Genomic DNA, 24,682 nt, shown 5'->3' on the forward strand with positions numbered 1-24,682 from the left:
CTTCCTTGATTGCGTTAAATCTAGCTTATTAGTATGACTACTTCTCCAAAAACAACAAAAAGGAAGGTTCAACCATGCGTCAATCTCGATACCTGCTCTCCGGCCTCGGACTGTCCCTGACGATCGCCACCCTCCCCGCTCACGCCGCTGGCTTGTTCAGCGAACACAAAGCCTTCGGCAAAACCAATGATGGCACGCCCGTCGAGCAATACATCTTGCGCAACAGCCATGGCCTGCAAGCCACGGTCATTACTTACGGCGGGATTCTGCAGTCGCTGAAAGTGCCGGACAAAAACGGCAAGCTCGACGATGTGGTGCTGGGCTTCGACGACGTGCAGGGTTACCAAAGCGGCACCGCGTACTTCGGCGCGACCATTGGCCGCTTCGGCAATCGCCTGGCCAACGGTGCCTTTGAGCTGGACGGCAAGCGCTATCAGGTGCCACTCAACGACGGCAGCAATTCACTGCACGGCGGGGCGCAGGGTTTTGATAAACGGGTGTGGAAAGCCGAACCGAGCAACGGCAAGGATTCGGTGGGCGTGACCCTGACGTATTTGTCGGCGGGCGGTGAAATGGGTTTCCCGGGCAACCTGAAAACCGAAGTCACCTACAGCCTCACCGAGAACAATGAGCTGCGCATCGAGTACAAGGCCAGCACCGACCAACCCACCGTGCTGAACCTGACCAACCACAGTTACTTCAATCTGGCCGGCGCGGGCAACGGCGACGTACTGAAGCAGCTTGCGACCTTGCATGCAACCCGCTACACGCCGGTCACCGGCAAACTGATCCCTACCGGTGAACTGGCCCCGGTCGCCGGCACGCCCATGGACTTCACTCAACCGACCGCCATCGGTCAACACATCAAGGCTGATCACCCGCAACTGAAGTTCGCCGAGCCGAAACAAGGCGGTTTCGATTTCAACTGGGTGCTGGACGCCAAGGGTGATCTGGGCAAACTCGCCGCCGATGTCAGCGATCCGCAATCCGGGCGCCGCTTGCAGCTCTACACGACTGAACCGGGTGTGCAGTTCTATACCAGCAACTTCCTTGATGGCACGGTCAAGGGCAAGGCTGGCAAGGTTTATCCGCATTGGGGAGCGTTTACTCTGGAAACTCAGCATTATCCGGATTCGCCGAACCAGCCGAACTTCCCGTCCACACGGCTGGATCCGGGCAAGCGCTATAGCCAGACTACGGTGTACAAGTTTTCTACCCTGTAGATCAAAAGATCAAAAGATCAAAAGATCGCAGCCTTCGGCAGCTCCTACGCAGGCTGCGATCTTTCGAGGCCGCCACGGAACCACCGGGCCATTTTGCTGCCAACTGAAGTATCGATCGGACGTTAGAAAGGAGGATGCATGCGTACTCTTGAGCTGGCCGGCAGCCAAGTGCCGGTCATCGGCCAAGGAACCTGGCGCATGGGAGAGGAACGCTCCCGACACACAAAGGAAGTTGCAGCGCTACGTTTGGGCATCGAATTGGGCATGACCCTGATCGACACCGCTGAAATGTACGCAGAAGGAGGCGCTGAAGAGGTGGTGGGTGAAGCCATCGCCGGCCTTCGCGATCAGGTGTTTCTGGTCAGCAAAGTCTATCCCTACAACGCCAGCCGCAGAGGCATCCCCCAGGCCTGCGAGCGCAGCCTGCGGCGGTTGAATACCGATTACATCGATCTCTACCTGTTGCACTGGCGCGGCGACTATCCCCTGGCGGAAACCGTCGAAGCCTTCGAACGCCTGCGCGAAGAGGGCAAGATCGGCCGTTGGGGCGTGTCCAATTTCGATCTGGACGACCTGGAAGAACTGGCCTCCCCGGCCTGCGCCACCAATCAGGTGCTGTATAACCTGGAAGAACGCGGCATCGAGTTCGACCTGCTCCCTTGGAGCCAGCATCACGGGATGCCGGTGATGGCCTATTGTCCGATCGGCCAGGGCGGGCACATGCTGGCCAACTCGACGCTCAAGCAGATTGCCGCCCGTCACGAGGCGACACCGGCGCAGGTAGCGCTGGCATGGATTCTGCGTCAGAACGGCGTGATCGCCATCCCCAAAGCGGTCCGCCCCGAGCATGTGCAGCTCAATGCACAAGCGGCGCTGTTGCGGCTTGAAGTCGGGGATCTGGAGGCGCTGGACCAAGCGTTTCGCGCGCCACAACGTAAGCAGCGGTTGGCCATGGTCTGAGCCATCGCGGTTTGTCAGAGGGCATCGGCATGAGAAGTACCGATCAGCTCGACGCTTTCAATTTGCCACGCTTCGTTCAGGCGCAGGACCCTGTGTTCGAGTGGGTGCAGGAAGAGCTGCGCGCCGGCCAGAAGCGCCGGCACTGGATGTGGTTTATCTTTCCGCAGTTTTGCGGATTGGGCGACAGCGAGATGTCCCGCTACTTTGCCATTCGCTCCAGTGAAGAAGCCACCGCGTACCTGAAGCATCCGGTACTAGGGCCACGCTTGCGCCTGTGCACGCAACTGGTTCTGGACATTCCTCAACGCTCGATCACGAAGATTTTCGGCCATCCCGACAACCTGAAATTTCACTCATCGATGACGCTATTCGCCCAGGTTTCGCCAAAAGGCAGCCTGTTCCATAAGGCGCTGGATCAGTATTTTCACGGCATTCCGGATGACTGGACGTTGTCGCTACTGGACTCAAAACAGGCCCAACTGCCCCCCAATCAGCGTTGAGAAATCATCATCCACGAACGGCAGAATCGCATCCGCCACCGGTTGCAGCTGCCGGGTGACGTAATGGTCGTAGTCGATGGGCGCGCTGCGGATTTCCAGCGGCTCGGGGCCGGCGACGGTGATGACATAACTGATCCAGCCGCCATTCTGATATTGCCGCGGGCGTCCCTGCTGGTCGTTGTAGTCGTCGGCGATTCGCGCAGCCCGCACGTGGGGCGGCACGTTACGTTGATAGTCGTCGAGGGTACGGCGCAGGCGTTTACGGTAGATCAGGCGCTCGTCGAACTCACCGGCCAATGTCTTGCGCACATAATCACGTACGTAATCCTGATAGGGTTTGCGATTGAAGATGCGCAGGTACAACTCCTGCTGGAACTGTCGGGCCAGCGGCGACCAGTCGGTGCGCACAGTTTCCAGGCCCTTGTAGACCATTTCATCGGTGCCGTCGGCGCGGGTGACCAATCCGGCATAGCGCTTCTTGCTGCCCTCCTCGGCGCCGCGAATGGTCGGCATCAGAAAGCGCTTGTAGTGGGTTTCGAACTGCAACTCCAGAGCACTTTCCAGTCCGTATTCCTGTTTCACATGCTCGCGCCACCACTGGTTGACGTGGTCCACCAGCGCATGGCCGATCTGCGCGGCTTCTGCCTGACCGTGGGCACGCCGCAGCCAAACGAAGGTGGAGTCGGTGTCGCCATAGATCACCGCGTGGCCTTGGGCTTCGATCAACTGGCGGGTGCGCAGCATGATTTCGTGCCCGCGCAAGGTGATGGACGAGGCCAGCCGTGTATCGAAGAAGCGGCAACCGCTGGAACCCAGCACGCCGTAGAAGGCATTCATGATGATCTTCAGGGCCTGGGACAACGGCGCATTGTGTTCGCGCTTGGCGGTTTCACGACCTTCGGCCACCCGGGCGACGATGGCCGGCAGGCAATGCCGGGTTCTTGAGAAACGCGCACCGCGAAAGCCCGGCACCGACTCGCTGTCGTCGGGATGCTTGAGTCCTTCGATCAAGCCCACCGGGTCGATCAGGAAGGTGCGGATGATCGATGGATAAAGGCTTTTGTAGTCGAGCACCAGCACCGATTCGTACAGCCCGGGCTGCGAGTCCATGACAAAACCGCCGGGGCTGGCCTCCGGTGGTTTGCCGAGGTTCGGCGCGACGAAGCCCTGACGGTGCATCAACGGCATATACAGGTGAGTGAACGCCGCCACCGAGCCACCGCTGCGATCCGCCGGCAAACCGGTGACGCTGGCGCGCTCGAGCAGGAAGGTCAGCAGTTCGGTCTTGGCGAAGATCCGCGTCACCAGTTCGCAGTCCTTGAGGTTGTATTTCGCCAGAGCCGGTTTGTCCTCGGCAAACATGCGATTGATTTCGTCCATGCGCTGGTACGGATTGTCGATGGACTTGCCTTCGCCCAACAGGGTTTGCGCGACGTTTTCCAGGCTGAACGAGGGGAAGCTCCAGGTCGCCGAACGCAGCGATTCGATGCCATCGATGATCAGTCGGCCGGCAGCCGAAGCGAAGTAATGGTTGCCACTGCCGTGTTCGCGCCATTGCATTTCTTCACCGCCACGCCCCAGCTTCAGCGGCACCGCCAAGCGCCGGGCATGTTCGTGCAGTACGCGCAGATCGAACTGCACGACGTTCCAGCCGATGATCGCGTCGGGATCGTGCCGGGCGAACCATTCATTGAGCTTTTTGAGCAGCAGGGTTCGCGAGTCGCAGTATTCGAGCTGGAAATCCACCCCACTGTCATCGCCATTGGGTGGCCCGAGCATGTACACCTGCCGCTCGCCGCAGCCTTCCAGGGCAATGGAATACAACTCGCCCTGAGCGGTGGTTTCGATGTCCAGCGAGACCAGTCTGAGCTTCGGTCGGTAGCCGGGGTCGGGTTTCATTTGCGCGTCGAGCAGCAGACCTTCCGCGCCGGGCGTGCCGCCGAACAAAACGGGCGCGGTGATGAAACGCTCCATCATGTAGCGTTCCGGCGGGCGGATATCGGCTTCGAATACATCGACGCCTGATCTGCGCAGCGCGGTTTCCAGGCGCATCAACTGACCATGCTGCTGGCAATACAGGCCGAGCACCGGGCGATGTTCGAAGTCCAGAAGCGCCAAGGGCTTCAGCTCGATGTTTTTCTCGCCGCACAGCAGCGCTTCGGCTTGCTCACGCTGGGCTGCCGGAATAAATGCTACCGACGGTTGATGCGGCAGGCGGATACGCCGGGGACCGGCATCGGTCGCCAGCCAGAACTCGACTTCCGTGCCGGCCGGGGTATCGCGCCAATGCCGGGTCAGGACGAAGCCCTGCTGTAAATCCACCACTGCAACCTCAACGATCTGATTCAAGAGGTAATTCTACGCGTGATCGACGGTGATAGGCTCATTGCCAAGTGGATGCGCAATCCAATGTGGGAGCGGGCTTGCTCGCGAAGGCGGCGGCACAGTCAACATGGATGTCGCCTGACACACCGCTTTCGCGAGCAAGCCCGCTCCCACAGGTTCCATACCTTAACTGCCTGGCATTGGGGCATGCCCCCTCACCACGCGGCGGGCATTTACAAAGAAAAATCACTGAATGACGCTTTTTGCGCGGTATCTGCCGCTTTCTGCCTTGCTCTGTGAGCGCGTCTCTACGATTCTTCAAGAACAACGACAACACCCGAGAATCCGCCATGAAAACCGTCGCCCAACTGCTCAAGTTAAAGGCCCAACAGAATCAGGAAGTCCATACCATTGCGCCTCATCAAATGGTGCTGGAAGCGCTGATGGTGATGGCCGCAAAAAACGTCGGCGCGTTACCGGTGCTGAAAGAGGGAAAGGTCGTCGGCATCATCAGCGAGCGGGACTATGCGCGCAAACTGGTGCTCAAGGGACGTTCCTCCGTCGGCACGCCGGTCAGCGACATCATGGTGACATCGGTCATCACCGTGGACACCCATCAAACCGTCGAAACCTGCATGGGCATCATGTCCGAAAAGCGCCTGCGGCACTTGCCAGTGGTGGAAAACGGCGAGTTGATCGGCTTGCTGTCCATCGGTGACCTGGTCAAGGAAGCCATCGCCGAACAGGCTGAACTGATTCGGCAGCTGGAGCAGTACATTCGCGGCGAGTGATTCCAGCACACCGCAAATCCCCCCTGTGGGAGCGGGCTTGCTCGCGAAAGCGGTATGTCAGTCACCATAAGTGTTGACTGACATACCGCTTTCGCGAGCAAGCCCGCTCCCACATTTTGATTGGCGATGCTCTTAAGACGGCCAATGCCGCGCGAAAACCGGTGCCAACGCAGGGTGCCGGTCGAAGCGTTCGAGCCAGGCGGAAAACCCCGGCCGCGCAGCGCGCAAGTGCTCTCGGGTACCCGCCCAGCGCGTTACCACTGCCGCCAGAATATCCAGCGCACTCGGTGTTCCGTCGCCCAGGTACAACTTGCCGGCGAACTGATCGGCAAACACCTCCCAACTCCAGTGCAGGCGCTGGCGGGCACCGGCCATAAGGTTTTCCCTGGATGATTCGTCCGCCTCGGCCAGCCAGCGCTCGGGGTAGTCGATGATGCCGATGGCGGCGTAGCAATTGCTGACGATGTACACCAGGCCCCGAATAACCTGATCACGCTTGAGCGGGTTTTCCGGCAGCAGGTTCGACTCCGGGAACGTCAGGCCCAGGTGAATCAGGATGGCCGCACTCTCGGTCAGAACACCGCCATCGGGCAATTGCAGAGTGGGAATTTGCTTGAGCGGGTTGAGTTTCTCCAATGCCTGAACCGTCTCCGGGGACGATGAGACATCGATGAAGCGATAAGGCACCTCGCACAGCTCCAACGCCGCTTCGATGGCGGCCGCACCCGAGTTCTGATGTCCGTAAAGCTGATACATGACTAAATCTCCTCTGCGACTCTCTCTTTGTAGCAGCTGCTGAAGATTGCGCTCGAATTGTCAGTCAAACGTTGGCGGCCCCAACAGATCGCAGCCTGCGGCAGCTCCTACGGTCTGGCGTATGACTTCAACTCCACGGGTGTACCCGGTCGGCGTAGGAGCTGCCGCAGGCTGCGATCTTGGCGGCCCAGCACAGGATCAGTCATATCCCCGCGCGCTTCATGCAACGCTGGTAACGCTCATCGACCCGCTTGGCGAACCACGCTGTGGTGAGTTTGCGGGTGATTTTCGGGCTTTGCAGTACGATTCCCGGTAATACCGCACGGGGTAATGGCCGGCCTTCAGCCTGTTCGGCCAAGGCGAAAACCCGCCGATACAACTGGGTATCCTCGAATTCGAGGCCTCTCCCCTCCTCCAATTGATTGCGAATGGTCAAGTTGCGCATGTCCAATTGCTTGCCGAGGGTGCGCACCGCCAGTTCCGTGGTGCCCGGCATGATCGAACCGTAGCGCACCAGATCGCCATCCAGCGCCAGCGGAATGCCGGTCGCACGGCTTACCGCGTTCTGAAACGCCGCATTACGGCTGGCGTACCAACCAGCGTTGAAATCAGCGAAGCGATACAGCGGCTGCTTGTAGCTCACCGGGTAACCGAGCAAATGAGCAATACCGAAATACAGGCCACCACGACGCGTGAACACTTCGCGGCGAATCGAGCCGTTCACCGGGTAGGGATAATGACGCGCCTGCCGCTCGGCGAAGTCGATGCTGACCTGCATCGGCCCACCGGTGTGCACGGGGTTGAAACCATCGAACAGCGTCCGCCCCATGGGCACCATGCCGATGAAATCATCGAAAATCGCGCTGAGTTCTCTTTCGCTGCGCGCGGCATTCAGCCGGTCGCTGTAACTTTTGCCATTGGGTGAACTGACCTGCAAGGCACCGCTCACCAGCAGGCCAGGGATGTGAGCCTTGGCGGCGCGACGGTCGATTTCGTCCCGGGCGATCTTGCCCAGGCCCGGCACCGGCGGATCTGCCTGAAACGTCGACTCCTGCTCAGTGACCGCGAGTACCGAACACAGGTTTTGCGTGGTCGGCGAAATATTTTGCGCGGCAAACGCCGCGTAGATGTCCGTGGCCCAGCCTTGGCGATCGGTGGTCTTGGCCGGTAGCAGACGGATGATCTCGGCCTTGACCTCAGCCGGCTTGCGCGGTGGCGGTTCCTGCGTGCGTTGGGTACCGCAACCGGCCAGAACCAACAATGCCGCGATGCTCATGATCAATCGATTGACTTGCATGGTGCTCCATCAAAATCCGTTGAGCCGGGTTAACCATACGATCAATGGCATGGCGCAGGCTATGACTGTGACAGTCACGGACTGTTCCCCCGTAGCGGTAGCGCTGTGCTACACGCGTGGTTTTCCGTTGGGCAGCGGGGAGGCCAGTACATCCGGGCTGAACCATACTTGCTCCACACACCGAGGAGGACAGGCTCATGAACCGTAGCGACGTGCTGATCATCGGTGCCGGCCCGACCGGGCTGGTACTGGCGCTGTGGCTGAGCAAACTGGGGATTGCGGTGCGCATCATCGACAAGACGTCGGAACCCGGCACCACTTCACGTGCACTGGCAGTACAGGCGCGAACGCTTGAACTGTATCGCCAGCTCGACCTCAGCGACACCGTTGTGCAAAACGGCCATAAAGTGGCCGCAGCGAATTTCTGGGTCAAGGGCGAACCGGTCGCGCGCCTGCCGCTGAGCAGCATCGGCGAGGGTCTGACCCCCTACGCGTTTCTGGAAATGTATCCGCAAGACGAACACGAACGCCTGCTGATCGACCGCCTGGAGGCCTTCGGTATTACGGTTGAGCGCAACACCGAACTGCAAAGTTTCGAAGAAACCGGCGACGGCATCACTGCCCGGCTGCGCTTGCCCGATGGCCAGCAGGAAACCTGCCAGGCCTGTTACCTCGCCGGCTGCGACGGTGCCCGGTCTATTGTGCGCAAAACGCTGGACACCGATTTTCCAGGCGGCACCTATCAGCAGATTTTCTACGTGGCGGACGTGCAGGCTCGTGGTCCCACGTTCAACGGTGAACTGCATGTGGACCTTGATGAAGCCGACTTCCTCGCCGTATTCCCCTTGGCCGGCGAAGGTCGCGCCCGGCTGATCGGCACGGTTCGCGACGAGCGCGCCGACCGTGCCGAAACCCTCCAGTTTGCAGACGTCAGCAGCCGGGCCATCGAGCATCTAAAAGTGCAGATCGATCAGGTGAACTGGTTCTCGACCTACCGCGTGCATCACCGGGTTGCGGATCACTTTCGCACCGGACGCGCGTTTCTGTTGGGTGACGCCGCCCATGTCCACAGCCCTGCGGGTGGCCAGGGCATGAATACCGGGATTGGCGATGCGATCAATCTGGCCTGGAAGCTCGCGGCGGTGTTGAGCGGTGGCGCCTCGGCCAAACTGCTCGACAGTTATGAAACCGAACGCATCGCCTTTGCCCGGCGATTGGTGGCGACTACCGACCGGGTATTCAGTTTCGTCACCGCCGAAGGGCGAATTGCCGACGTGCTGCGCACCCGCGTGGCACCCTTTTTGATCCCGAAAATGACCTCGCTGGAAGCCGCTCGGGAGTTCCTGTTTCGCACGGTGTCGCAAACCACCCTCAACTATCGCGGCATGCCGTTGAGCGAGGGCGTTGCCGGCCATGTTCACGGCGGTGATCGTCTGCCTTGGGCCCACGACGGTGAAGGGGACAATTTCGAATCGCTGAAAAATCCGACCTGGCAGGTGCATGTGTATGGCGATACCAGCGACGAGATGATCGCCTGGTGCTCCGAGCATCACCTGCCGTTGCAGGTGTTCGACTGGCGGCCGGCGTTTGAAGCGGCGGGACTCACACGCAACGGGTTTTACCTGTTGCGACCGGATACCTATGTAGCAATTGCCGACTACAGCGCCGATCCGAAGGTGATCGAGCGGTATTTCCGCGATCGTGAAATTCGGCCGTTCTTCGGCTGACCCCAAGAACGACGAAGATCAAATGTGGGAGCGGGCTTGCTCGCGAAGGCGGCGTGCCAGTCACCATAAATCTCGACTGACACGCCGCCTTCGCGAGCAAGCCCGCTCCCACAATGATTATGTGGTGGTCTTTAGATCCCGGCCAGGGCCAGGTCCATTGCGAAGTAGGTGAAGATCAAATCCGCCCCGGCCCGTTTGATCGCCCCCAGGCTTTCACGCACCACCCGGTCTTCATCAATCGCTCCGGCCTGGGCGGCGAATTTGATCATCGCGTACTCGCCGCTCACCTGATACGCCGACAGCGGCAAACGCGAGGCTTCGCGGATGTCGCGGATGATGTCCAGATACGCGCCGGCCGGTTTGACCATCAGCGCGTCGGCGCCTTCCTGCTCGTCCAGCAGCGATTCCCGCACGGCTTCGCGGCGGTTCATCGGGTTCATCTGATAGCTTTTGCGGTCGCCCTTCAGCGCACTGCCGCCGGCCTCGCGAAACGGACCATAAAGCGCCGAAGCGAATTTGGTCGAATAGGCCATGATTGCGGTCTGGCTGAAACCCGCTTCATCGAGGGCACGCCGAATGGCCTGGACCTGCCCGTCCATGGCCGCCGACGGTGCAATCACATCGGCGCCAGCGCGGGCAGCGGCTACGGCTTGTTTGCCGAGGTTGATCAAGGTCTGGTCGTTGTCGACTTCGTGGTGGTGCAGCACGCCGCAGTGGCCGTGGTCGGTGTACTCGCAGAAACAGGTGTCGGACATCACGATCATTTCCGGCACGGCGTCCTTGGCGATGCGTGACATGCGCGACACCAGGCCGTTGTCGCTCCAGGTGTCACTGCCGCTGCTGTCCAGATGATGGGACACGCCAAACGTCATCACCGACTTGATCCCGGCGCGAGCGTAACGCTCGATCTCGCCGGCCAGCTTCGACTCGGGAATGCGCATCACCCCGGGCATGCTCTTGATCGGCACGAAATCGTCGATTTCTTCCTCGACGAAAATCGGCAGCACCAGGTCGTTCAAGCTGAACTCGGTTTCCTGGAACAGGCTGCGCAGGCTCGCATTGCGGCGCAGACGGCGTGGACGTGCTTCGGGGAACTGACTGGGCATGGATCTTCCTGAAAACAACAGCGCAAAAGACGAAACTTATAGGGGGCGAAGCTTATGCTCTGCAAGGCGCGGGGCACAAACCCCGATCACTCAAGACTGCATTACCGCGGCGGCAACAATCACCCGCCTCTGACACACAACCCTGTGGGAGCGGGCTTGCTCGCGAAGGCGGCCTATCATTCAACATTGATGTCGGCTGACCCATCGCTTTCGCGAGCAAGCCCGCTCCCACAGGTTCAGTGCGATAACTCAAAGCGGTTGCCTGGGGATTTCCAGCCCGCGAATCACCGCCGGCCTTGCCAGGAAACGCTCCAGAACGCGGGTAACATTGGGGAAATTCTGGATGCCGACCAGATCGCCGGCTTCGTAGAAGCCGATCAGGTTGCGAACCCAAGGAAAGGTCGCGATGTCGGCGATGGTATAGCGCTCGCCCATGATCCAGTCGCGCCCTTGCAAACGGCCCTCAAGAACGCTGAGCAAGCGCTTGCTTTCGTCGACGTAGCGATCACGGGGACGCTTGTCTTCGTAGTCCCTGCCGGCGAATTTGTTGAAAAAACCGAGTTGGCCGAACATCGGACCGATACCGCCCATCTGAAACATCAGCCACTGAATAGTCTCGTAACGCGCCGCCGATTCCTGCGCCAACAGTTGTCCGCTCTTGTCGGCGAGGTAAATCAGAATCGCCCCGGACTCGAACAAGGCCAGCGGTTGGTCCCCCGGACCATGGGGGTCGAGGATTGCCGGGATCTTGTTATTGGGGTTCAGCGAGAGAAATTCGGGGGACAGCTGATCGTTGGTGTCGAAGTCCACACGATGCGGCTCGTAGGGCAGCCCGATTTCCTCGAGCATGATCGAAACCTTGACGCCATTGGGCGTTGGCAAGGAATAGAGCTGGAGCCATTCCGGGTACTGGGCCGGCCATTTTCGAGTGACGGGGAATGCAGACAAATCGGTCATAAGGGGCATCCACGGGAAAAACGGAGTGAAGATCATAATTCAGGAGCTGCCGAAGGCTGCGATCTTTTGGCGTCTTCAGGGGGGCGCCGAAGAGAAAGATCAACAGATCGCAGCCTTCGGCAGCGTCTACAAGGAGTAAGGTATGTGCCGTGTCCATAATTCCGCAACATCCAGTCGCTAACCTTTTCCCCAATCCGGTCAAGGTTGCCGTTAAAGTGCATGGCGCCTCACTCGGATCGAACCAAAGGGCTTCAGAGGACTCTGAGCATTGCCCTATAGGAAACGGACCGGGTCAACGACATGGAAAACACCCGATGCTGGGAGCTCGCGGTGTCAAGGTTTGTCAGCCTTAACCGAATACGCTGAAGATGACCTATTCGATGATGAATCCCTTGAAATTCGCCCAACGCTTCAAACATCGCGCCTATATCTTCCTGCCCTCCCTGCTGGCGGTCAGCGCGTTGTTTTTGTCGCTTGAGTCCAGTGAAAGCCGTGCCCAACCGGCGGACGGCACCCAGACGCTGGTGTTCCTGCGCCACGCGGAAAAACCCGCCGGCGGCCTGGGTCAACTCAATTGTCAGGGGCTGAACCGCGCCATCGACCTGGCCACCTTGTTGCCGGAAAAATTCGGCAAGGCCGACTACGTGTTTGCCGCCAACCCGACACGCAATGTCGAGGAAGGTGAACTGGATAATTCCTACAGTTACATCCGCCCCCTGATAACCATCAGCCCCAGCGCGATCAAGCTCGGCTTGCCGGTCAATATCAACTTTTCGGCCAACGACACCAGCGACCTGGCGGATGAACTGCTCCACGACAAGTATCACAACTCGGTCATTTATACGGCCTGGTCCCACGGCTACCTGCCCGAGCTGATCAACAAAGTCGCCGGGGAAGCCGTCGGCAAGAAACAGAACATTACCGACGACTGGAAGTCGAGCGATTACGATTCGCTGTACGTGCTCACGCTGACCTGGCACAACGGCAAGGCCAGCCTGCAGAGTCAAAGCTACAAGCAAGGGCTGGATAACGGTCAGGAGACCTGTCCGACTTAAGTTGTCGACTGCTTCCTGCACTCGGTCGCGACGGTTGATCGGGGCGGCTGTGCTTTAGGATATTTAGTGCCTGTCTGGGTCTCTTCGCGAGCAAGCCCGCTCCCACACTGGATCTCTGCGGTACACAAAACCAGTGTTCACTGAAGATCAAATGTGGGAGCGGGCTTGCTCGCGAAGAGGCCTGAACAAACGACATCACCTTGGCTGACTACCCCGCTCCCGCAGATATTCAAGCACCGCCCCCCGCTCCCCGACAAACTCGATCCGCGACCCCTTCTTCTCCCGCTGAAACGCATACATCGGGTCGTAATATTCGCGCAGTAACCCTTCGATCCAGCCTCGGTGCAAATCCACCGCACCGCTGTTCGCCTGTTCTGCCAGCGCATCTTCCATCAAGGTCAACATCCGCTGATGGCGTTCGCCGCCCAACCGTTTCTGGACATTGTTCAGGCTCGCCAGCAAGCGCTCGGAAAACAGTGCGAAACCTTCATCGCCATGCACGTCGATGAACTCGGCGCACAAATCCACCACGTAATCTCGCAGGATTCGCTCGACTCGCCCTTCCAGGCTGTCTTCCAGCCAGACCATCGGAAATTGCTGCATGCCCTGATACAACGGCAACGGCAAGGCGCAACTGCCGACCATGCGACTCTCGTCTTCCAGCACGAACTGTTCGATACCACAGGCACGCTTCTTCAGCACATCCACGGCCAGGCGGTTTTCAAAGTCGATGTTGGAGGGTTGGCCGGTGGCGCGTTTGCCGAAGCTGGAGCCGCGATGATGGGCGTGGCCTTCAAGGTCCAGCCCGTTGCTCAATTGAGTGAGCACCTCGGTCTTGCCAGTGCCGGTCATGCCGCCCAGCAAAACGAAATCGCACTGGGCAATGGCCTGATCGAGCGTGTCGAGCAAGAAGGTGCGCATGGCCTTGTAGCCGCCACCGACCCGCGGATAGTCGATGCCTGCTTCGTCCTTGAGCCATTGCTGAACGATCTGCGAACGCAAACCGCCGCGAAAACAATACAAATACCCATCCGGATGCGCCCGGGCAAAATCGGCCCAGGCCTGGATGCGCTCGGCCTTGATCTCGCCGGCCACCATTTGATGCCCCAGCGTGATGGCCGCTTGCTGACCTTGCTGCTTGTAGCAAGTGCCGATCCGTTGCCGCTCGAGGTCATTCATCAGTGGCAGGTTGACTACGCCGGGGAATGAGCCCTTGAGAAATTCGACCGGCGCGCGGGTATCCATCATCGGCCGGTCGTTGAGGAAGATGTCGCGGTAATCGGTGAAGTCGATGGACATCAAATCACCTCTACCGCGTTAGTCTGTCGCTCAACCAGTTCGCCGATCGGCTCAAGGGTCAGGCCAAGTTCGGCTGCCAGCATCAAAAACTGTTCATTGCCCTCAGGCGTGACCGCAATCAGCAGGCCGCCGCTGGTCTGTGGATCGCAGAGCACACGTTTGTGCATTTCCTGAAGCCGCCCCAGTTTGCTGGCGTAGCTGTCGAAATTGCGCAGCGTGCCGCCCGGCACGCAGCCTTGATCAAGGTAGTACTCGACACCCGGCAGGCGCGGCACCCGGTCATATTCGATGCGAGCAGTCACGTTGCTGCCGTCGGCCATCTCGACCAAGTGCCCGAGCAGGCCGAAACCGGTGACGTCGGTCATTGCGGTCACGCCGTCGAGTTTGCCGAAACGGCTGCCGGGTTTGTTCAGGGTGCACATCCAGTCGCGGGCCAGGCCGATGTCGGCATGGCGCAACTTGCCCTTCTTCTCGGCCGTGGTGAGGATGCCGATGCCCAAGGGTTTGGTGAGGTACAGCAAGCAACCGGCGGTGGCGGTGTCATTGCGCTTCATGTGGCGCTTTTCCACCAGCCCGGTCACGGCCAGGCCGAAGATCGGCTCTGGCGCATCGATGGAATGGCCGCCCGCCAGTGGGATACCCGCCTCGTCGCAGACCGAACGCCCGCCGCGAATCACTTCCCGGGCAATCTCCGGTGCCAGCACGTTGACCGGCCAGCCGAGGATCGCAATCGCCATCAACGGATCGCCGCCCATGGCGTAGATATCGCTGATGGCGTTGGTCGCGGCGATACGGCCGAAATCGAATGGATCGTCGACGATCGGCATGAAAAAGTCGGTGGTCGAGACCACGCCGCGTTCTTCGTCGATGGCATACACCGCCGCATCATCGCGTGAAGCGTTGCCGACCCAGAGTTTCGGGTCCAGGTTTTGCGCGCCGCTGCCGGCCAGAATCACCTCCAGCACCTGGGGTGAAATCTTGCAGCCACAGCCTGCGCCGTGGCTGTATTGGGTCAGACGAATCGGCTCGCTCATCGGGGATGCACCTTGTGAAGTCAATGCCGAGGATTCTACAGCAACCCATTTTGTAGGAGCTGCCGAAGACTGCGATCTTTTGATCTTGATCCTCGGCAGAGTTGAAATCGCCCAAAGTCAAAAGATCGCAGCCTGCGGCAGCTCCTACAGGGAGCAGTCGACACCACTTTGGTGCATATACCGCCAGATCCTTTCGCCCTGAATATCACTCGTTCTGCCCCTCCCTCCGAATTCCTTGACCGAAAGGACAGTTAAACCGTTAATTCCTTAGATTTTTCCGTGCTTTGAACAAAACTGGTATGCCTTGTGCAAACGTTTGCGAGTCGACGATACCGGCCTGTTCGCCACCTATCTGCGCTCCCCGCACCATCGGACTTTCGAACCGCACGAAAAGGGACTTTTAATGCATTGCACCTCCAATCGCGCGACTTGCTCACGCACTTTGGCTGTTTCCTTGCTGCTGGCCAGCGTTACAGGACTACTCAGCAGCCACGTTTGGGCCCAACCGGCCACCGCCGAAGAGTCCGCTCAGGGCGAAGCTCTCAGCCCTGAAGCGAGCCCGCCGAAAAAAGGCGCCTATCTGTCGGACTGGTTCAACCAGGACCTGACAGTCATCGGCAGCAAAGACATCAGCTTCGGCCCGCAACCGGCCGACGATATCTACCTGGAATATGAATACTTCGGCCGCAAGGGGCCGTTCGAGTTGTACGGTTACATCGACATTCCGAAGATCTTCGACATCGGCAACAGCCATGACAAAGGTGTCTGGGACCATGGTTCGCCGGTGTTCATGGAGCATGAACCGCGGATCTCCATCGATTACCTGGCCGGCCGCAGCCTGGCCGTCGGACCGTTCAAGGAATGGTACGTGGCGTTTGACTGGATCTACGATCACGGCAACAACAGCGCCAACCGCGCCAACACGCTTTACAGCGGTCTGGGCACGGACATCGACACCCATTCGCGAGTCAATCTGTCGGCCAACTTCTACGGCCGCTACCAATGGGAAAACTATGGTGCCAGCAATGAGTATTCGTGGGACGGCTACCGCGCCCAGCTCAAATACATCGTGCCCGTCAGCAGTTTCAGCAACGGCGCTTCGTTGACCTACATCGGTTTCACCAACTTCGACTTCGGCTCCGACCTGCACAAGGACAACCTCGCCCGCACCGCCAACGCCACCGTCGCCACCAACGTGTTGCTCTATGCCTTCACCCACGTGCGCTTCACCCTGGTCGGCCGTTACTTCCACAACGGCGGTAACTGGGACGACGGCAGTGAATTGAATTTCGGCGACGGTGACTTCCGCGCCCGCTCTAACGGCTGGGGCTACTACGCCGGTGTCGGTTATCAGTTTTAAGGCTCATTTGAATAAGGAGGTTTTATGAAAGCAATGACCCGTTTTTCCCTGTCCGTCGGTTTGGCCATGAGCACCCTGCTCTCTTCTTCTGCTTGGGCGGTTGACACGCCGATCCAGCCGAAAGTAATGCTGATCACCATGTTTGCCCCCGAGGCGCAGAACTGGATCGATCGCCTGGAGCTCAAGCAGGAAGTCCGCGTACCGGGCCTGTCCGCCGAGTACCCGAACATTCGCTGCAACACCCGACAGGTGTGCCTGATGGTCACTGGCATGGGCCAGACCAATGCCGCGGCCTCGACCCTTGCCCTGGCGCTGTCAGCGAAATTCGATCTGCGCAAAAGTTACTTCCTGATCGCCGGAATTGCCGGCATCAGCCCGCACCATGGCACCATCGGCACCACCGCGTGGGCACACTATCTGGTGGAATTCGGCACCCAGTGGGAGCTGGATTCCCGGGACGCGCCGAAAGACTGGCCGACCGGTTACCTGGGCATCAACACCAAAGGCCCGAACGAAAAACCACCGCTGGACTACAAGACTGAAGTGTTCGAACTCAATCCGAAGTTGCAGGCCAAGGCGTTCGCCCTGAGCCACAAGGTTCAGTTGAGCGAGAGCAAGGAATCAGCGGCATGGCGCTTGAAATATCCATCGGCGCCAGCCAATCAGCCACCGGTAGTGACCCAATGCGACACACTGGCGGGCAACACCTGGTTTTCCGGGACGCGCCTGAGTGAGCGCGCGGAAGTCTGGACCAAGCTGTTGACCAATAATGAAGGGGTCTATTGCACGACTCAGCAGGAAGACAACTCCACCTACGAAGCGCTGCTGCGCGCCAGCCGCGAGGGGTTGGTGGATGTCCGGCGCCTGGCGGTAGTGCGCGCCGGTTCCGACTTCGACCGACCGGCGCCGGGTCAGAGCGAGGTGGATAACCTGCTCAAATACGCCGATCAGGGCGGCTTTGTGCCGGCGCTGGAGAACTTGTACCGCACGGGGAATCCGTTGGTGCAGGAGATTTTGCAGAATTGGTCGGCTTGGGAAAAAGGTGTACCCGAAGCTTGATCTGACAACACCTCCCCATGTGGGAGCGGGCTTGCTCGCGAAGGCGGACGGACAGTCGACGTTGATGCTGAATGTGAAGCCGCCTTCGCGAGCAAGCCCGCTCCCACCTTAATCGCATTACGGCAACAACCTCATACATGCTCAAATCAGGCGGCGCTGCCATAGACTAGGATCATCCGGGGTCAGGAAGGCTCCGTGATCACGAGGCGCCCGGCTGTCGCCAGCCACTGTCACCGTCCGACAATTCGACTGAATTTTCGTCGCGCCTCGCGATCCCTCTATAACTACAGGGAGGAATACAGGCTTTATGAACAACGCAAAACTTTTCGTCATTGAATACACCCTTCATGGCAAGCCCAAGTCTTTCATTATTCGCCTCGACAAAATGGACAATGCAGAGGCTTGGCACTGGGCAAGTTGCGATGCCGGAGTAGGCCGGATCCCGCGCTTTGGCCGTGAACGGGTGCAGAAGACCAGCAAACCGCTGGCGGAAAAATTCGGCATCGAGAATGTGACTTGGCGACCCGCCAGTTGAGCGTCAAAAAGGAGGGGAAAGATTTGAAGCGAAGTGGAGCCTGGACGGCTCCACTTTTTTGGCTCAGCGGTCAGGGTTGTGCACACTTGCAGCCTTTGTTGACGCAGGCTTCGCCGTTTTCATGGTGCTTGGCGCAGGCTTCACAGCAATAGTGCTTGCCGTGACGCACGATAGGGTGTTCACCGAGTTTACAGTTGCATTTCGGGCAGTCGCAGGTACCGTCATTCATAAGTCTGACTCCGTGGTTAGGGTCGTCCGGGTGCCGCGAATGCGCGACACCTGAAGCAAATGACCGTCCGTTCCCCAAACGGGTTCAAACAAACCCTTGGACAGTGCTTGCTTACTAATGAGGGTAGTCGCGATGCAGCTACTCATGAATGAACACTGCCCTGTGGTGAGGGGGGAAACCCTAATGCAGGTAAGTCGAGGCGCAGAACCTGTGGGAGCGTGGCTTGCCCGCGAAAGCGTCGTGTCAGTCAATATCAATGTTGAATGACACGACGCCTTCGCGGGCAAGCCACGCTCCCACAGGATTATCGTTGCTCACGTTTCTTAACTTACCGGCATTGGGGGCAAGCCTCCTCGCCACAAAAGCACCAGCAATCAGATGCGAAATTGCCCGACCAGTTGCCCCAGGCGCTGCCCCAGATCGGCCAGGCTACGGGGAGGTCTGGGCGCCGAGTTGGGTTTCATCGGCTACGCTGTCTACGGCCACGGCGATTTGATGCACGCTGCGGTTGATCTCTTCGGCCACGGCGGTTTGCTCTTCGGCGGCGCTGGCGATCTGGGCGTTCATCGAGTTGATGGTGCCGATCAGTTGGGCCATGGCGTCCAGAGATGCCCCGGCCTCGTTGGCCTGGGCCGACGTGCCGTCACCGGCCTCGCTGGAGCGGCGCATGGCTTCGACCGCCGATTGGGTGCCGGCCTGCAAGCGGTCGATCATGCTCTGGATTTCCTGGGTGCTGATTTGCGTGCGACTGGCCAATGCACGCACTTCGTCGGCGACCACCGCAAAACCACGCCCGGCCTCACCGGCGCGGGCCGCTTCGATAGCGGCGTTGAGCGCCAACAGATTGGTCTGCTCGGCAATCGAACGGATCACCCCGAGCACGCTGACAATCGACGACACATCTTTCTGCAGGCTGTCGAGCGACACGCCGCTGCTGCGAATATCATTGACCAACGCATGAATCTTCACGATGCTGCCGGCCACCACGCGTTTGGCGGCCTGGCCTTCTTCGTCGGTCTGCTGGGCAGCGACCGCCGCGTTCTGCGCACTTTTGGCCACTTCCTGAGCCGCCGCCGACATTTGGTTGATCGCCGTGGCTACCTGATCGGTTTCGTGACGCTGACGCTCCATGGCTTGATCCGAGCGCTGGGCCTGATCGGACACCTGATTCACCAGCCCGGTCAGTTGCGAGGTCATTTCAGTGATCTGACGTACCAGACCGTGGATCTTGTCGACAAAACGGTTGAACGAGCCGGCCAGCTGGCCGAGTTCATCCCGGCTGGTAATGGTCAGACGCCGGGTCAGGTCGCCCTCGCCTGCCGCGATGTCGTCGAGGTTGGCTTTCATCAGATTCAGCGGACGCAGAATGGTGTTGGCCAACAGCATCCCGGCAACAGCGATCATCAGCAGCACCACCACGGCAATTCCGACAATGCTCAGCACCACGCCTTGCATGCGCTCCTGGACCTTGGCCTCGACCACTGCCACTTGGGCTTCGATGCCGTCGAGGTTGACCGCAGTGCCGACCGCCATGTCCCACTTCGGCAGGTATTCGGTGTAGCCGAGCTTGGGCACCAGCACTTGGGTGTTACCGGGCAGCGTCGAGCTGTATTGCAGGTAGTGAGTACCGTCCTTGGCGACTTTCACCAGGTCGCGGTTGACGTAGACGCCGTTGGGGTCGCGATTGTCCTTGAAGCTCTGGCCCACGCCTTCGGGGCTGCTGGCCTTGAACAGGCGCACGGTATTGGAGTCGTAGCCGAAGAAGTAGCCGTCCTTGCCGTAGCTGATGCTCGACAGCAATTTGATCGCCTGCGCTCGCGCTGCGTCATCGCCGGGAGCGGCCGCGTCGTAGAGCGGTTTGATCGTGGTCATGGCCACAGCGACGTAACTTTGCAGGGTTGCCTTGGCATCGCTGAGCAGGCGCTGACGGGTTTCCTCGACTTCCTTGCGGGCCTGCTCCTGCAGAATGAACAGCGTGGTCAGGCTGATGACCAGCGCAAAGAGCAGCACCGGGAGGACGGCAAGGGACAGGACTTTAGCCTTCAGGCTCATGCGCATGACGTTCACTCTTTTTGATTTTTTTGGCGTGGTTAAAGGCTATAACGGCAGGCCAATTCAAAAGTTGAACGCGATCATTGTGGGAGCGAGCCTGCTCGCGATGGCGGCGATACCTTCAGCATCAATGTGACTGACAGATCGCAATCGCGAGCAGGCTCGCTCCCACAGGGGTAGTAGCCGTTACAGAACCATCGCGGCCACCCAGCCAAATACCAGCAGCGGCAGGTTGTAGTGCAGGAAGGTCGGGACCACGGTGTCCCAGATGTGGTGATGCTGGCCGTCGATGTTCAGACCGGAAGTCGGGCCCAGGGTCGAGTCCGACGCAGGTGACCCGGCATCGCCCAATGCGCCGGCGGTACCGACGATGCTGACGATGGCGAGCGGGCTGAAGCCCAGTTGCACGCACAACGGTACGAAAATCACCGCCAGAATCGGTACGGTGGAAAATGACGAGCCAATGCCCATGGTCACTAACAGGCCCACCAGCAACATCAACAACGCGCCAATGGCTTTGCTGTGGCCGATCCACGAGGCCGAGGTTTCGACCAGCGTTTGCACTTGCCCGGTGGCTTTGATCACTTCGCCAAAACCGGATGCGGCGATCATGATGAAGCCGATCATCGCCATCATTTTCATGCCTTCAGTGAACAAGTCATCGGTGTCGCGCCACTTGACAATGCCCGATGCCGAGAAAATCAGGAAGCCTGCCAGCGCCCCGATAATCATCGAATCGAGCAGCAACTGAATGATGAACGCGGCAGCAATGGCCAGGCCGGCGACTATCAAGCTCAACGGGTTGTACTGCACCGCGACCTGTTCGACCTGCTCGATCTTTTCCAGGTTGTAAACGCGCTTCTTGCGGTAGCTGATGAAGGCTACTGCGAGGCCAAACACCATGCCCAATGCTGGAATGCCCATGGCGTGGGTGACGTTGATGCCACTGATGTCCACGCCGCTACGGGCAACGTTGGCCAGCAAAATTTCATTGAGGAAGATGTTACCGAAGCCCACGGGCAGGAACATGTACGGCGTGATCAGACCGAAGGTGATGACACAGGCAATCAAACGACGGTCCAGTTGCAGTTTGGTCAGCACATACAGCAGTGGCGGCACCAGCAACGGGATAAAGGCGATATGAATCGGCAAAATGTTCTGGGAGGCGATGGCCACCACCCACAGCAGGCCGATCAGCAGCCATTTGACATTTCCGCCGCCGTTGGCGTGCTGGCGATCGACCATGGCCAGGGCCCTGTCGGCCAGCGCATGGGCCAGGCCGGATTTGGCGATGGCCACCGCGAACGCGCCGAGCAAGGCGTAGGACAACGCGACAGTCGCTCCGCCGCCGAGGCCGCTGTTGAAAGCTTTAAGGGTCGCGTCGATGCCCAAGCCACCGGTCAAGCCACCGACTAGCGCGCCCACAATCAGCGCGATCACCACATGCACGCGGGACAGGCTGAGTATCAGCATGATGCCGACCGCGGCAATTACTGCATTCATTGTCGTTACCTCAAAAGCAGCGCGGTGAGGCAATCACCGCCCATCGGAATGAGTCCGGCCGGTAGTCTGTACGAGCGCCACCAGCGGATGGAGAAAAGGGTTTTATCAGAGGGCGCGCACTGTGCCGGAGCGCTGCCGCCTTGTCAAAGCGAACACCCCGTTTGGGCCGATGGTTTACACCTGTGGTGAAGGGGTTTGTGGCGAGGGGGCTTGCCCCCGTTCGGCTGCGAAGCAGTCGCAAAACCTGTCGATGGGGGTTGTCTGATCAAATGCCGGGGCCGCTTCGCGACCCAACGGGGGCAAGCCCCCTCGCCACAGGCCCTCGCCACAGGCAAGCTCCCACCACAGGCAGCTCCGCGCGATAAAGCTTCGACTTACGAAATAAAGAAAGCCGGATTTCAGCCGTTACAGTGCAAAGTCTCAGATATTTATCGAATAAAAGGACGTTTCAATGTCGCTCAGACAACTTTCCATTCAATGGAAAATCACCCTGTTGGCCGGGCTGTGCCTGGCAGGCATCGTGACCCTGCTGGTAGGTCTTTCGCTGTATCGCATGGAACACAGCTCCGCACTGGTGAAAGCCTCGAGCATGGACATGCTGACCGAGGCCGCCCAGGCTCGCATCGAGTCCCAAGGGGAAGTCCAGGCGCTGGGCATTCGTCAGCAGTTCATGGACGCCTATCAATATGGCCATGGCTTTTCGCGGCAGGTGCTGTTTTTGCGTGATCAGGCCGAGAAGCGCTTTCTCGATGCCTTTGACCTGCGTGAAGACCTGACCCGGCAGGTCAAGTCGGCCCTGCAAGCCAACCCGGAACTGCTCGGTCTGTCGCTGGTGTTCGAAGCCAATGCGCTGGACGGCAAGGACGAACTGTTTGCCAATCAGGCAGAGATTGGCAGTAACGAGAAGGGTCGCTTCGCCCTGTACTGGTCGCAACCGATACCGGGCAAAGTGACCTCCATGGCCCTGCCGGAAAGCGACATGGCCGACACCACCACCGGCCCCAGCGGCGAGCCGGCCAACGCCTGGTTCACGTGCCCGCGCACCACGTTCAAGCCATGTGTGATCGAGCCCTACTTCTATGTGATCGACGGCCAGAACGTGCTGATGACCAGCATCGTGTTCCCGCTGATGGTCAACGGCAAAGTCATTGCCTCGCTGTCGGTGGACATCAACCTCAACAGCCTGCAAGCGATCAGCCAGAGCGCCAGCAAAAAACTCTATGACGGCCAGACCAATGTCAGCATCGTCAGCCCGGTCGGTTTGCTCGCCGGCTACAGCCCGGACGCCAGCAAGCTCAGCCAGCGCCTGGACGCCGTGGACACAACCGACGGTGCCGAATTGCTCCGCCGACTGACCACCAGCGGCAAAACTGAAAGCCTGCACAGCAATCGGCAATTGAAAGTGCTGTCGCCCTTCCAGCCGATTCCCGGTGGCAAATCCTGGGGTGTGTTGCTCGACGTGCCCGAGAAGGTCCTGGTCGGCCCCGCCGAAGCGCTGAAAAAGCAACTCGACGATAGCAACACCACCGGTACGCTGATTGAACTGTGCCTGGGTGTGCTGGCGGCACTCGTCGGTCTGCTGTTGGTGTGGTTGATGGCACGTAGCGTGACCCGACCGATCCTTGGCGTGGCCCGCATGCTGGAAGACATTGCCAGCGGCGAAGGCGACCTGACCCGGCGCCTGGCTTACGATAAGCAGGATGAGCTGGGCCAGTTGGCCGGTTGGTTCAACCGTTTCCTCGACAAGCTGCAACCAATCATCGCCCAAGTGAAACGCTCGGTGCAGGACGCCCGCAGCACGGCGGATCAGTCGTCCGCCATCGCTACCCAGACCAGCGCCGGCATGGAGCAGCAATACCGTCAGGTCGATCAGGTCGCCACCGCGTCCCACGAAATGAGTGCCACCGCCCAGGACGTCGCCCGTAGTGCTGCGCAGGCCGCACAAGCGGCGCGCGATGCCGATCAGGCGACTCGTCAGGGTTTGGCCGTGATCGACCGCACCACCGCCAGCATCGACCACCTCGCCGTCGACATGAGCGCGGCCATGGTCCAGGTCGAAGGCCTGGCGGCGAACAGCGAGAAAATCGGTTCGGTGCTGGAAGTGATTCGCGCCATCGCCGAACAGACCAATCTCTTGGCACTGAACGCCGCCATCGAAGCCGCCCGTGCCGGTGAGGCCGGACGCGGTTTCGCCGTGGTGGCCGATGAAGTGCGCAACCTGGCGCGGCGTACGCAGGAGTCCGTGGAGGAAACCCGGTTGGTGATCGAGCAGCTGCAGAGCGGAACGCAGGAGGTAGTGAGTTCGATGAACAACAGCCATCGCCAGGCTCAGGGCAGTGTCGAGCAGGTTAGTCAGGCGGTGACGGCATTGCGGCAGATTGGTGATGCGGTAACGGTGATCAGCGACATGAACCTGCAGATTGCCAGTGCGGCTGAAGAGCAGAGCGCAGTGGCTGAAGAAATCAATAACAACGTGGCGACCATTCGGGATGTGACCGAGTCCCTGTCAGGGCAGGCCAATGAATCGGCGCGGGTGAGTCAGTCGCTTAATAGCTTGGCGAATCAGCAGCAGAACTTGATGGATCAGTTTCGCGTGTGATCCCGATGCTGCTCCCACAGGGAATTTGTGCTGAATCAGGTTTATAGGGCGCCGCAGAACTCATGTGGGAGCGGGCTTGCTCGCGAAGGCATTGTGTCAGGCGGCATCGATGTTGACTGTGCCGCCGTCTTCGCGAGCAAGCCCGCTCCCACAGGGAATTTGTACTGAGTCAGGTTTATAGGGCACCGCAGGACTCATGTGGGAGCGGGCTTGCTCGCGAAGGCGTTATGTCAGGCGGCATCGATGTTGACTGTGCCGCCGTCTTCGCGAGCAAGCCCGCTCCCACAGGGAATTTGTACTGAGTCAGGTTTATAG

The 24,682-nt window shown here is 59.5% G+C and carries 21 protein-coding genes and 2 pseudogenes; 12 read left to right on the plus strand and 11 right to left on the minus strand.

Annotated features, from left to right (window positions below; all coding sequences use genetic code 11):
• The first annotated feature begins 74 nt into the window (after positions 1 to 74).
• The 3 genes from ABH909_RS22755 (at position 75) to ABH909_RS22765 (ending at position 2,683) form a co-directional block, all read left to right on the plus strand.
• The gene (locus tag ABH909_RS22755; protein WP_429437358.1) at positions 75 to 1,223 is read left to right on the plus strand and encodes an aldose epimerase family protein; all 1,149 of its coding nucleotides are present in this window, start codon (positions 75 to 77) and stop codon (positions 1,221 to 1,223) included.
• Between the two features lie 138 nt (positions 1,224 to 1,361).
• On the plus strand, positions 1,362 to 2,183 hold the full coding sequence (locus ABH909_RS22760; RefSeq protein WP_429437361.1) for an aldo/keto reductase: 822 nt from the start codon (positions 1,362 to 1,364) through the stop codon (positions 2,181 to 2,183).
• Positions 2,184 to 2,212: 29 nt separating this feature from the next.
• Complete coding sequence (locus tag ABH909_RS22765) at positions 2,213 to 2,683, plus strand: DUF1810 domain-containing protein (protein ID WP_429437364.1); 471 nt, start codon at positions 2,213 to 2,215, stop codon at positions 2,681 to 2,683.
• Here ABH909_RS22765 and ABH909_RS22770 read toward each other — a convergent pair.
• On the minus strand, positions 2,648 to 5,005 hold the full coding sequence (locus ABH909_RS22770; RefSeq protein WP_429440066.1) for a DNA polymerase II: 2,358 nt from the start codon (positions 5,003 to 5,005) through the stop codon (positions 2,648 to 2,650). The genes ABH909_RS22765 and ABH909_RS22770 overlap by 36 nt on opposite strands.
• A 353-nt stretch (positions 5,006 to 5,358) precedes the next feature.
• Here ABH909_RS22770 and ABH909_RS22775 point away from each other — a divergent pair, with 353 nt between their 5' ends.
• Positions 5,359 to 5,799 carry a CBS domain-containing protein gene (locus ABH909_RS22775; protein WP_429437367.1) on the plus strand — a complete coding sequence of 147 codons (441 nt, stop codon included), beginning with the start codon at positions 5,359 to 5,361 and terminating at the stop codon, positions 5,797 to 5,799.
• Positions 5,800 to 5,931: 132 nt separating this feature from the next.
• Here ABH909_RS22775 and ABH909_RS22780 read toward each other — a convergent pair whose 3' ends face one another.
• Together ABH909_RS22780 and ABH909_RS22785 are read right to left on the minus strand one after the other, a co-directional pair.
• A complete protein-coding gene (locus ABH909_RS22780; RefSeq protein WP_429437370.1) occupies positions 5,932 to 6,555 on the minus strand; it encodes a glutathione S-transferase in 624 nt (207 codons plus the stop codon).
• A gap of 202 nt (positions 6,556 to 6,757) precedes the next feature.
• On the minus strand, positions 6,758 to 7,852 hold the full coding sequence (locus ABH909_RS22785) for a DUF1615 domain-containing protein (protein ID WP_429437373.1): 1,095 nt from the start codon (positions 7,850 to 7,852) through the stop codon (positions 6,758 to 6,760).
• A gap of 197 nt (positions 7,853 to 8,049) precedes the next feature.
• Here ABH909_RS22785 and ABH909_RS22790 point away from each other — a divergent pair, with 197 nt between their 5' ends.
• A complete protein-coding gene (locus ABH909_RS22790) occupies positions 8,050 to 9,579 on the plus strand; it encodes an FAD-dependent monooxygenase (RefSeq protein WP_429437376.1) in 1,530 nt (509 codons plus the stop codon).
• 131 nt (positions 9,580 to 9,710) lie between these two features.
• Here ABH909_RS22790 and hemB read toward each other — a convergent pair whose 3' ends face one another.
• Positions 9,711 to 10,685 (minus strand): porphobilinogen synthase, encoded by a 975-nt coding sequence (gene hemB, locus ABH909_RS22795; RefSeq protein ID WP_052963143.1) that lies wholly within the window; start codon positions 10,683 to 10,685, stop codon positions 9,711 to 9,713.
• A gap of 249 nt (positions 10,686 to 10,934) precedes the next feature.
• Entirely contained in the window at positions 10,935 to 11,642 is a 708-nt protein-coding gene (locus ABH909_RS22800; RefSeq protein WP_429437380.1) for a glutathione binding-like protein, read from the minus strand.
• A 380-nt stretch (positions 11,643 to 12,022) separates the two neighbouring features.
• Between ABH909_RS22800 and ABH909_RS22805 the strand changes: the two genes are divergently transcribed.
• The gene (locus ABH909_RS22805) at positions 12,023 to 12,697 is read left to right on the plus strand and encodes a histidine phosphatase family protein (RefSeq protein WP_429437383.1); all 675 of its coding nucleotides are present in this window, start codon (positions 12,023 to 12,025) and stop codon (positions 12,695 to 12,697) included.
• A gap of 195 nt (positions 12,698 to 12,892) precedes the next feature.
• On the opposite strand, the gene mnmH is transcribed toward ABH909_RS22805, so the two are convergent.
• Together mnmH and selD are read right to left on the minus strand one after the other, a co-directional pair.
• Complete coding sequence (gene mnmH / locus ABH909_RS22810) at positions 12,893 to 13,996, minus strand: tRNA 2-selenouridine(34) synthase MnmH (protein WP_429437386.1); 1,104 nt, start codon at positions 13,994 to 13,996, stop codon at positions 12,893 to 12,895.
• A complete protein-coding gene (gene selD, locus ABH909_RS22815) occupies positions 13,996 to 15,030 on the minus strand; it encodes a selenide, water dikinase SelD (RefSeq protein ID WP_429437389.1) in 1,035 nt (344 codons plus the stop codon). The genes mnmH and selD overlap by 1 nt, the downstream gene beginning before the upstream one ends.
• A 403-nt stretch (positions 15,031 to 15,433) precedes the next feature.
• Here selD and ABH909_RS22820 point away from each other — a divergent pair, with 403 nt between their 5' ends.
• The 3 genes from ABH909_RS22820 (at position 15,434) to ABH909_RS22830 (ending at position 17,984) form a co-directional block, all read left to right on the plus strand.
• Entirely contained in the window at positions 15,434 to 16,390 is a 957-nt protein-coding gene (locus ABH909_RS22820) for a nucleoside-specific channel-forming protein Tsx (protein WP_429437391.1), read from the plus strand.
• 24 nt (positions 16,391 to 16,414) lie between these two features.
• Positions 16,415 to 17,449 carry a purine-nucleoside phosphorylase gene (locus ABH909_RS22825; protein ID WP_429437394.1) on the plus strand — a complete coding sequence of 345 codons (1,035 nt, stop codon included), beginning with the start codon at positions 16,415 to 16,417 and terminating at the stop codon, positions 17,447 to 17,449.
• 307 nt (positions 17,450 to 17,756) lie between these two features.
• Positions 17,757 to 17,984: a DUF6555 family protein gene (locus tag ABH909_RS22830; RefSeq protein ID WP_007907010.1), complete on the plus strand. Its 228-nt coding sequence runs from the start codon at positions 17,757 to 17,759 to the stop codon at positions 17,982 to 17,984.
• A gap of 70 nt (positions 17,985 to 18,054) precedes the next feature.
• Here ABH909_RS22830 and ABH909_RS22835 read toward each other — a convergent pair whose 3' ends face one another.
• The 3 genes and pseudogenes from ABH909_RS22835 to ABH909_RS22845 all read right to left on the minus strand — a co-directional run.
• On the minus strand, positions 18,055 to 18,213 hold the full coding sequence (locus ABH909_RS22835) for a metallothionein (RefSeq protein ID WP_429437396.1): 159 nt from the start codon (positions 18,211 to 18,213) through the stop codon (positions 18,055 to 18,057).
• Positions 18,214 to 18,642: 429 nt separating this feature from the next.
• Positions 18,643 to 19,410, minus strand: coding sequence for a methyl-accepting chemotaxis protein (locus ABH909_RS22840; protein WP_429440069.1), 768 nt, complete (start codon positions 19,408 to 19,410; stop codon positions 18,643 to 18,645).
• Positions 19,411 to 19,494: 84 nt separating this feature from the next.
• Positions 19,495 to 20,271, minus strand: a pseudogene (locus tag ABH909_RS22845) (cache domain-containing protein); the annotation flags it as partial.
• On the opposite strand from ABH909_RS22845, the gene ABH909_RS22850 reads away from it, so the two are divergent.
• Complete coding sequence (locus ABH909_RS22850; RefSeq protein WP_429437399.1) at positions 20,270 to 20,401, plus strand: hypothetical protein; 132 nt, start codon at positions 20,270 to 20,272, stop codon at positions 20,399 to 20,401. The pseudogene ABH909_RS22845 and the gene ABH909_RS22850 overlap by 2 nt on opposite strands.
• A gap of 50 nt (positions 20,402 to 20,451) precedes the next feature.
• On the opposite strand, the gene ABH909_RS22855 is transcribed toward ABH909_RS22850, so the two are convergent.
• Entirely contained in the window at positions 20,452 to 21,768 is a 1,317-nt protein-coding gene (locus ABH909_RS22855; RefSeq protein WP_429437402.1) for a Na+/H+ antiporter family protein, read from the minus strand.
• Positions 21,769 to 23,362: 1,594 nt separating this feature from the next.
• On the opposite strand from ABH909_RS22855, the pseudogene ABH909_RS22860 reads away from it, so the two are divergent.
• Positions 23,363 to 23,509: pseudogene (locus ABH909_RS22860) on the plus strand (HAMP domain-containing protein); the annotation flags it as partial.
• Between the two features lie 102 nt (positions 23,510 to 23,611).
• On the plus strand, positions 23,612 to 24,367 hold the full coding sequence (locus ABH909_RS22865; RefSeq protein WP_429440071.1) for a methyl-accepting chemotaxis protein: 756 nt from the start codon (positions 23,612 to 23,614) through the stop codon (positions 24,365 to 24,367).
• Positions 24,368 to 24,682: the final 315 nt, after the last annotated feature.

It is taken from the genome of Pseudomonas sp. BS3782 TE3695 (genome assembly GCF_050435305.1).
In the GTDB taxonomy this organism is placed as follows: domain Bacteria; phylum Pseudomonadota; class Gammaproteobacteria; order Pseudomonadales; family Pseudomonadaceae; genus Aquipseudomonas.

Coding starts and splice junctions, on each gene's coding strand:
- ABH909_RS22755 (WP_429437358.1), top strand. CDS start 75: ATGCGTCAATCTCGATACCTGCTCTCCGGCCTCGGACTGTCCCTGACG.
- ABH909_RS22760 (WP_429437361.1), top strand. CDS start 1,362: ATGCGTACTCTTGAGCTGGCCGGCAGCCAAGTGCCGGTCATCGGCCAA.
- ABH909_RS22765 (WP_429437364.1), top strand. CDS start 2,213: ATGAGAAGTACCGATCAGCTCGACGCTTTCAATTTGCCACGCTTCGTT.
- ABH909_RS22775 (WP_429437367.1), top strand. CDS start 5,359: ATGAAAACCGTCGCCCAACTGCTCAAGTTAAAGGCCCAACAGAATCAG.
- ABH909_RS22780 (WP_429437370.1), bottom strand. CDS start 6,555: ATGTATCAGCTTTACGGACATCAGAACTCGGGTGCGGCCGCCATCGAA.
- ABH909_RS22785 (WP_429437373.1), bottom strand. CDS start 7,852: ATGCAAGTCAATCGATTGATCATGAGCATCGCGGCATTGTTGGTTCTG.
- ABH909_RS22790 (WP_429437376.1), top strand. CDS start 8,050: ATGAACCGTAGCGACGTGCTGATCATCGGTGCCGGCCCGACCGGGCTG.
- hemB (WP_052963143.1), bottom strand. CDS start 10,685: ATGCCCAGTCAGTTCCCCGAAGCACGTCCACGCCGTCTGCGCCGCAAT.
- ABH909_RS22800 (WP_429437380.1), bottom strand. CDS start 11,642: ATGACCGATTTGTCTGCATTCCCCGTCACTCGAAAATGGCCGGCCCAG.
- ABH909_RS22805 (WP_429437383.1), top strand. CDS start 12,023: ATGATGAATCCCTTGAAATTCGCCCAACGCTTCAAACATCGCGCCTAT.
- mnmH (WP_429437386.1), bottom strand. CDS start 13,996: ATGTCCATCGACTTCACCGATTACCGCGACATCTTCCTCAACGACCGG.
- selD (WP_429437389.1), bottom strand. CDS start 15,030: ATGAGCGAGCCGATTCGTCTGACCCAATACAGCCACGGCGCAGGCTGT.
- ABH909_RS22820 (WP_429437391.1), top strand. CDS start 15,434: ATGCATTGCACCTCCAATCGCGCGACTTGCTCACGCACTTTGGCTGTT.
- ABH909_RS22825 (WP_429437394.1), top strand. CDS start 16,415: ATGAAAGCAATGACCCGTTTTTCCCTGTCCGTCGGTTTGGCCATGAGC.
- ABH909_RS22830 (WP_007907010.1), top strand. CDS start 17,757: ATGAACAACGCAAAACTTTTCGTCATTGAATACACCCTTCATGGCAAG.
- ABH909_RS22835 (WP_429437396.1), bottom strand. CDS start 18,213: ATGAATGACGGTACCTGCGACTGCCCGAAATGCAACTGTAAACTCGGT.
- ABH909_RS22840 (WP_429440069.1), bottom strand. CDS start 19,410: ATGACCTCGCAACTGACCGGGCTGGTGAATCAGGTGTCCGATCAGGCC.
- ABH909_RS22850 (WP_429437399.1), top strand. CDS start 20,270: ATGACGTTCACTCTTTTTGATTTTTTTGGCGTGGTTAAAGGCTATAAC.
- ABH909_RS22855 (WP_429437402.1), bottom strand. CDS start 21,768: ATGAATGCAGTAATTGCCGCGGTCGGCATCATGCTGATACTCAGCCTG.
- ABH909_RS22865 (WP_429440071.1), top strand. CDS start 23,612: ATGGAGCAGCAATACCGTCAGGTCGATCAGGTCGCCACCGCGTCCCAC.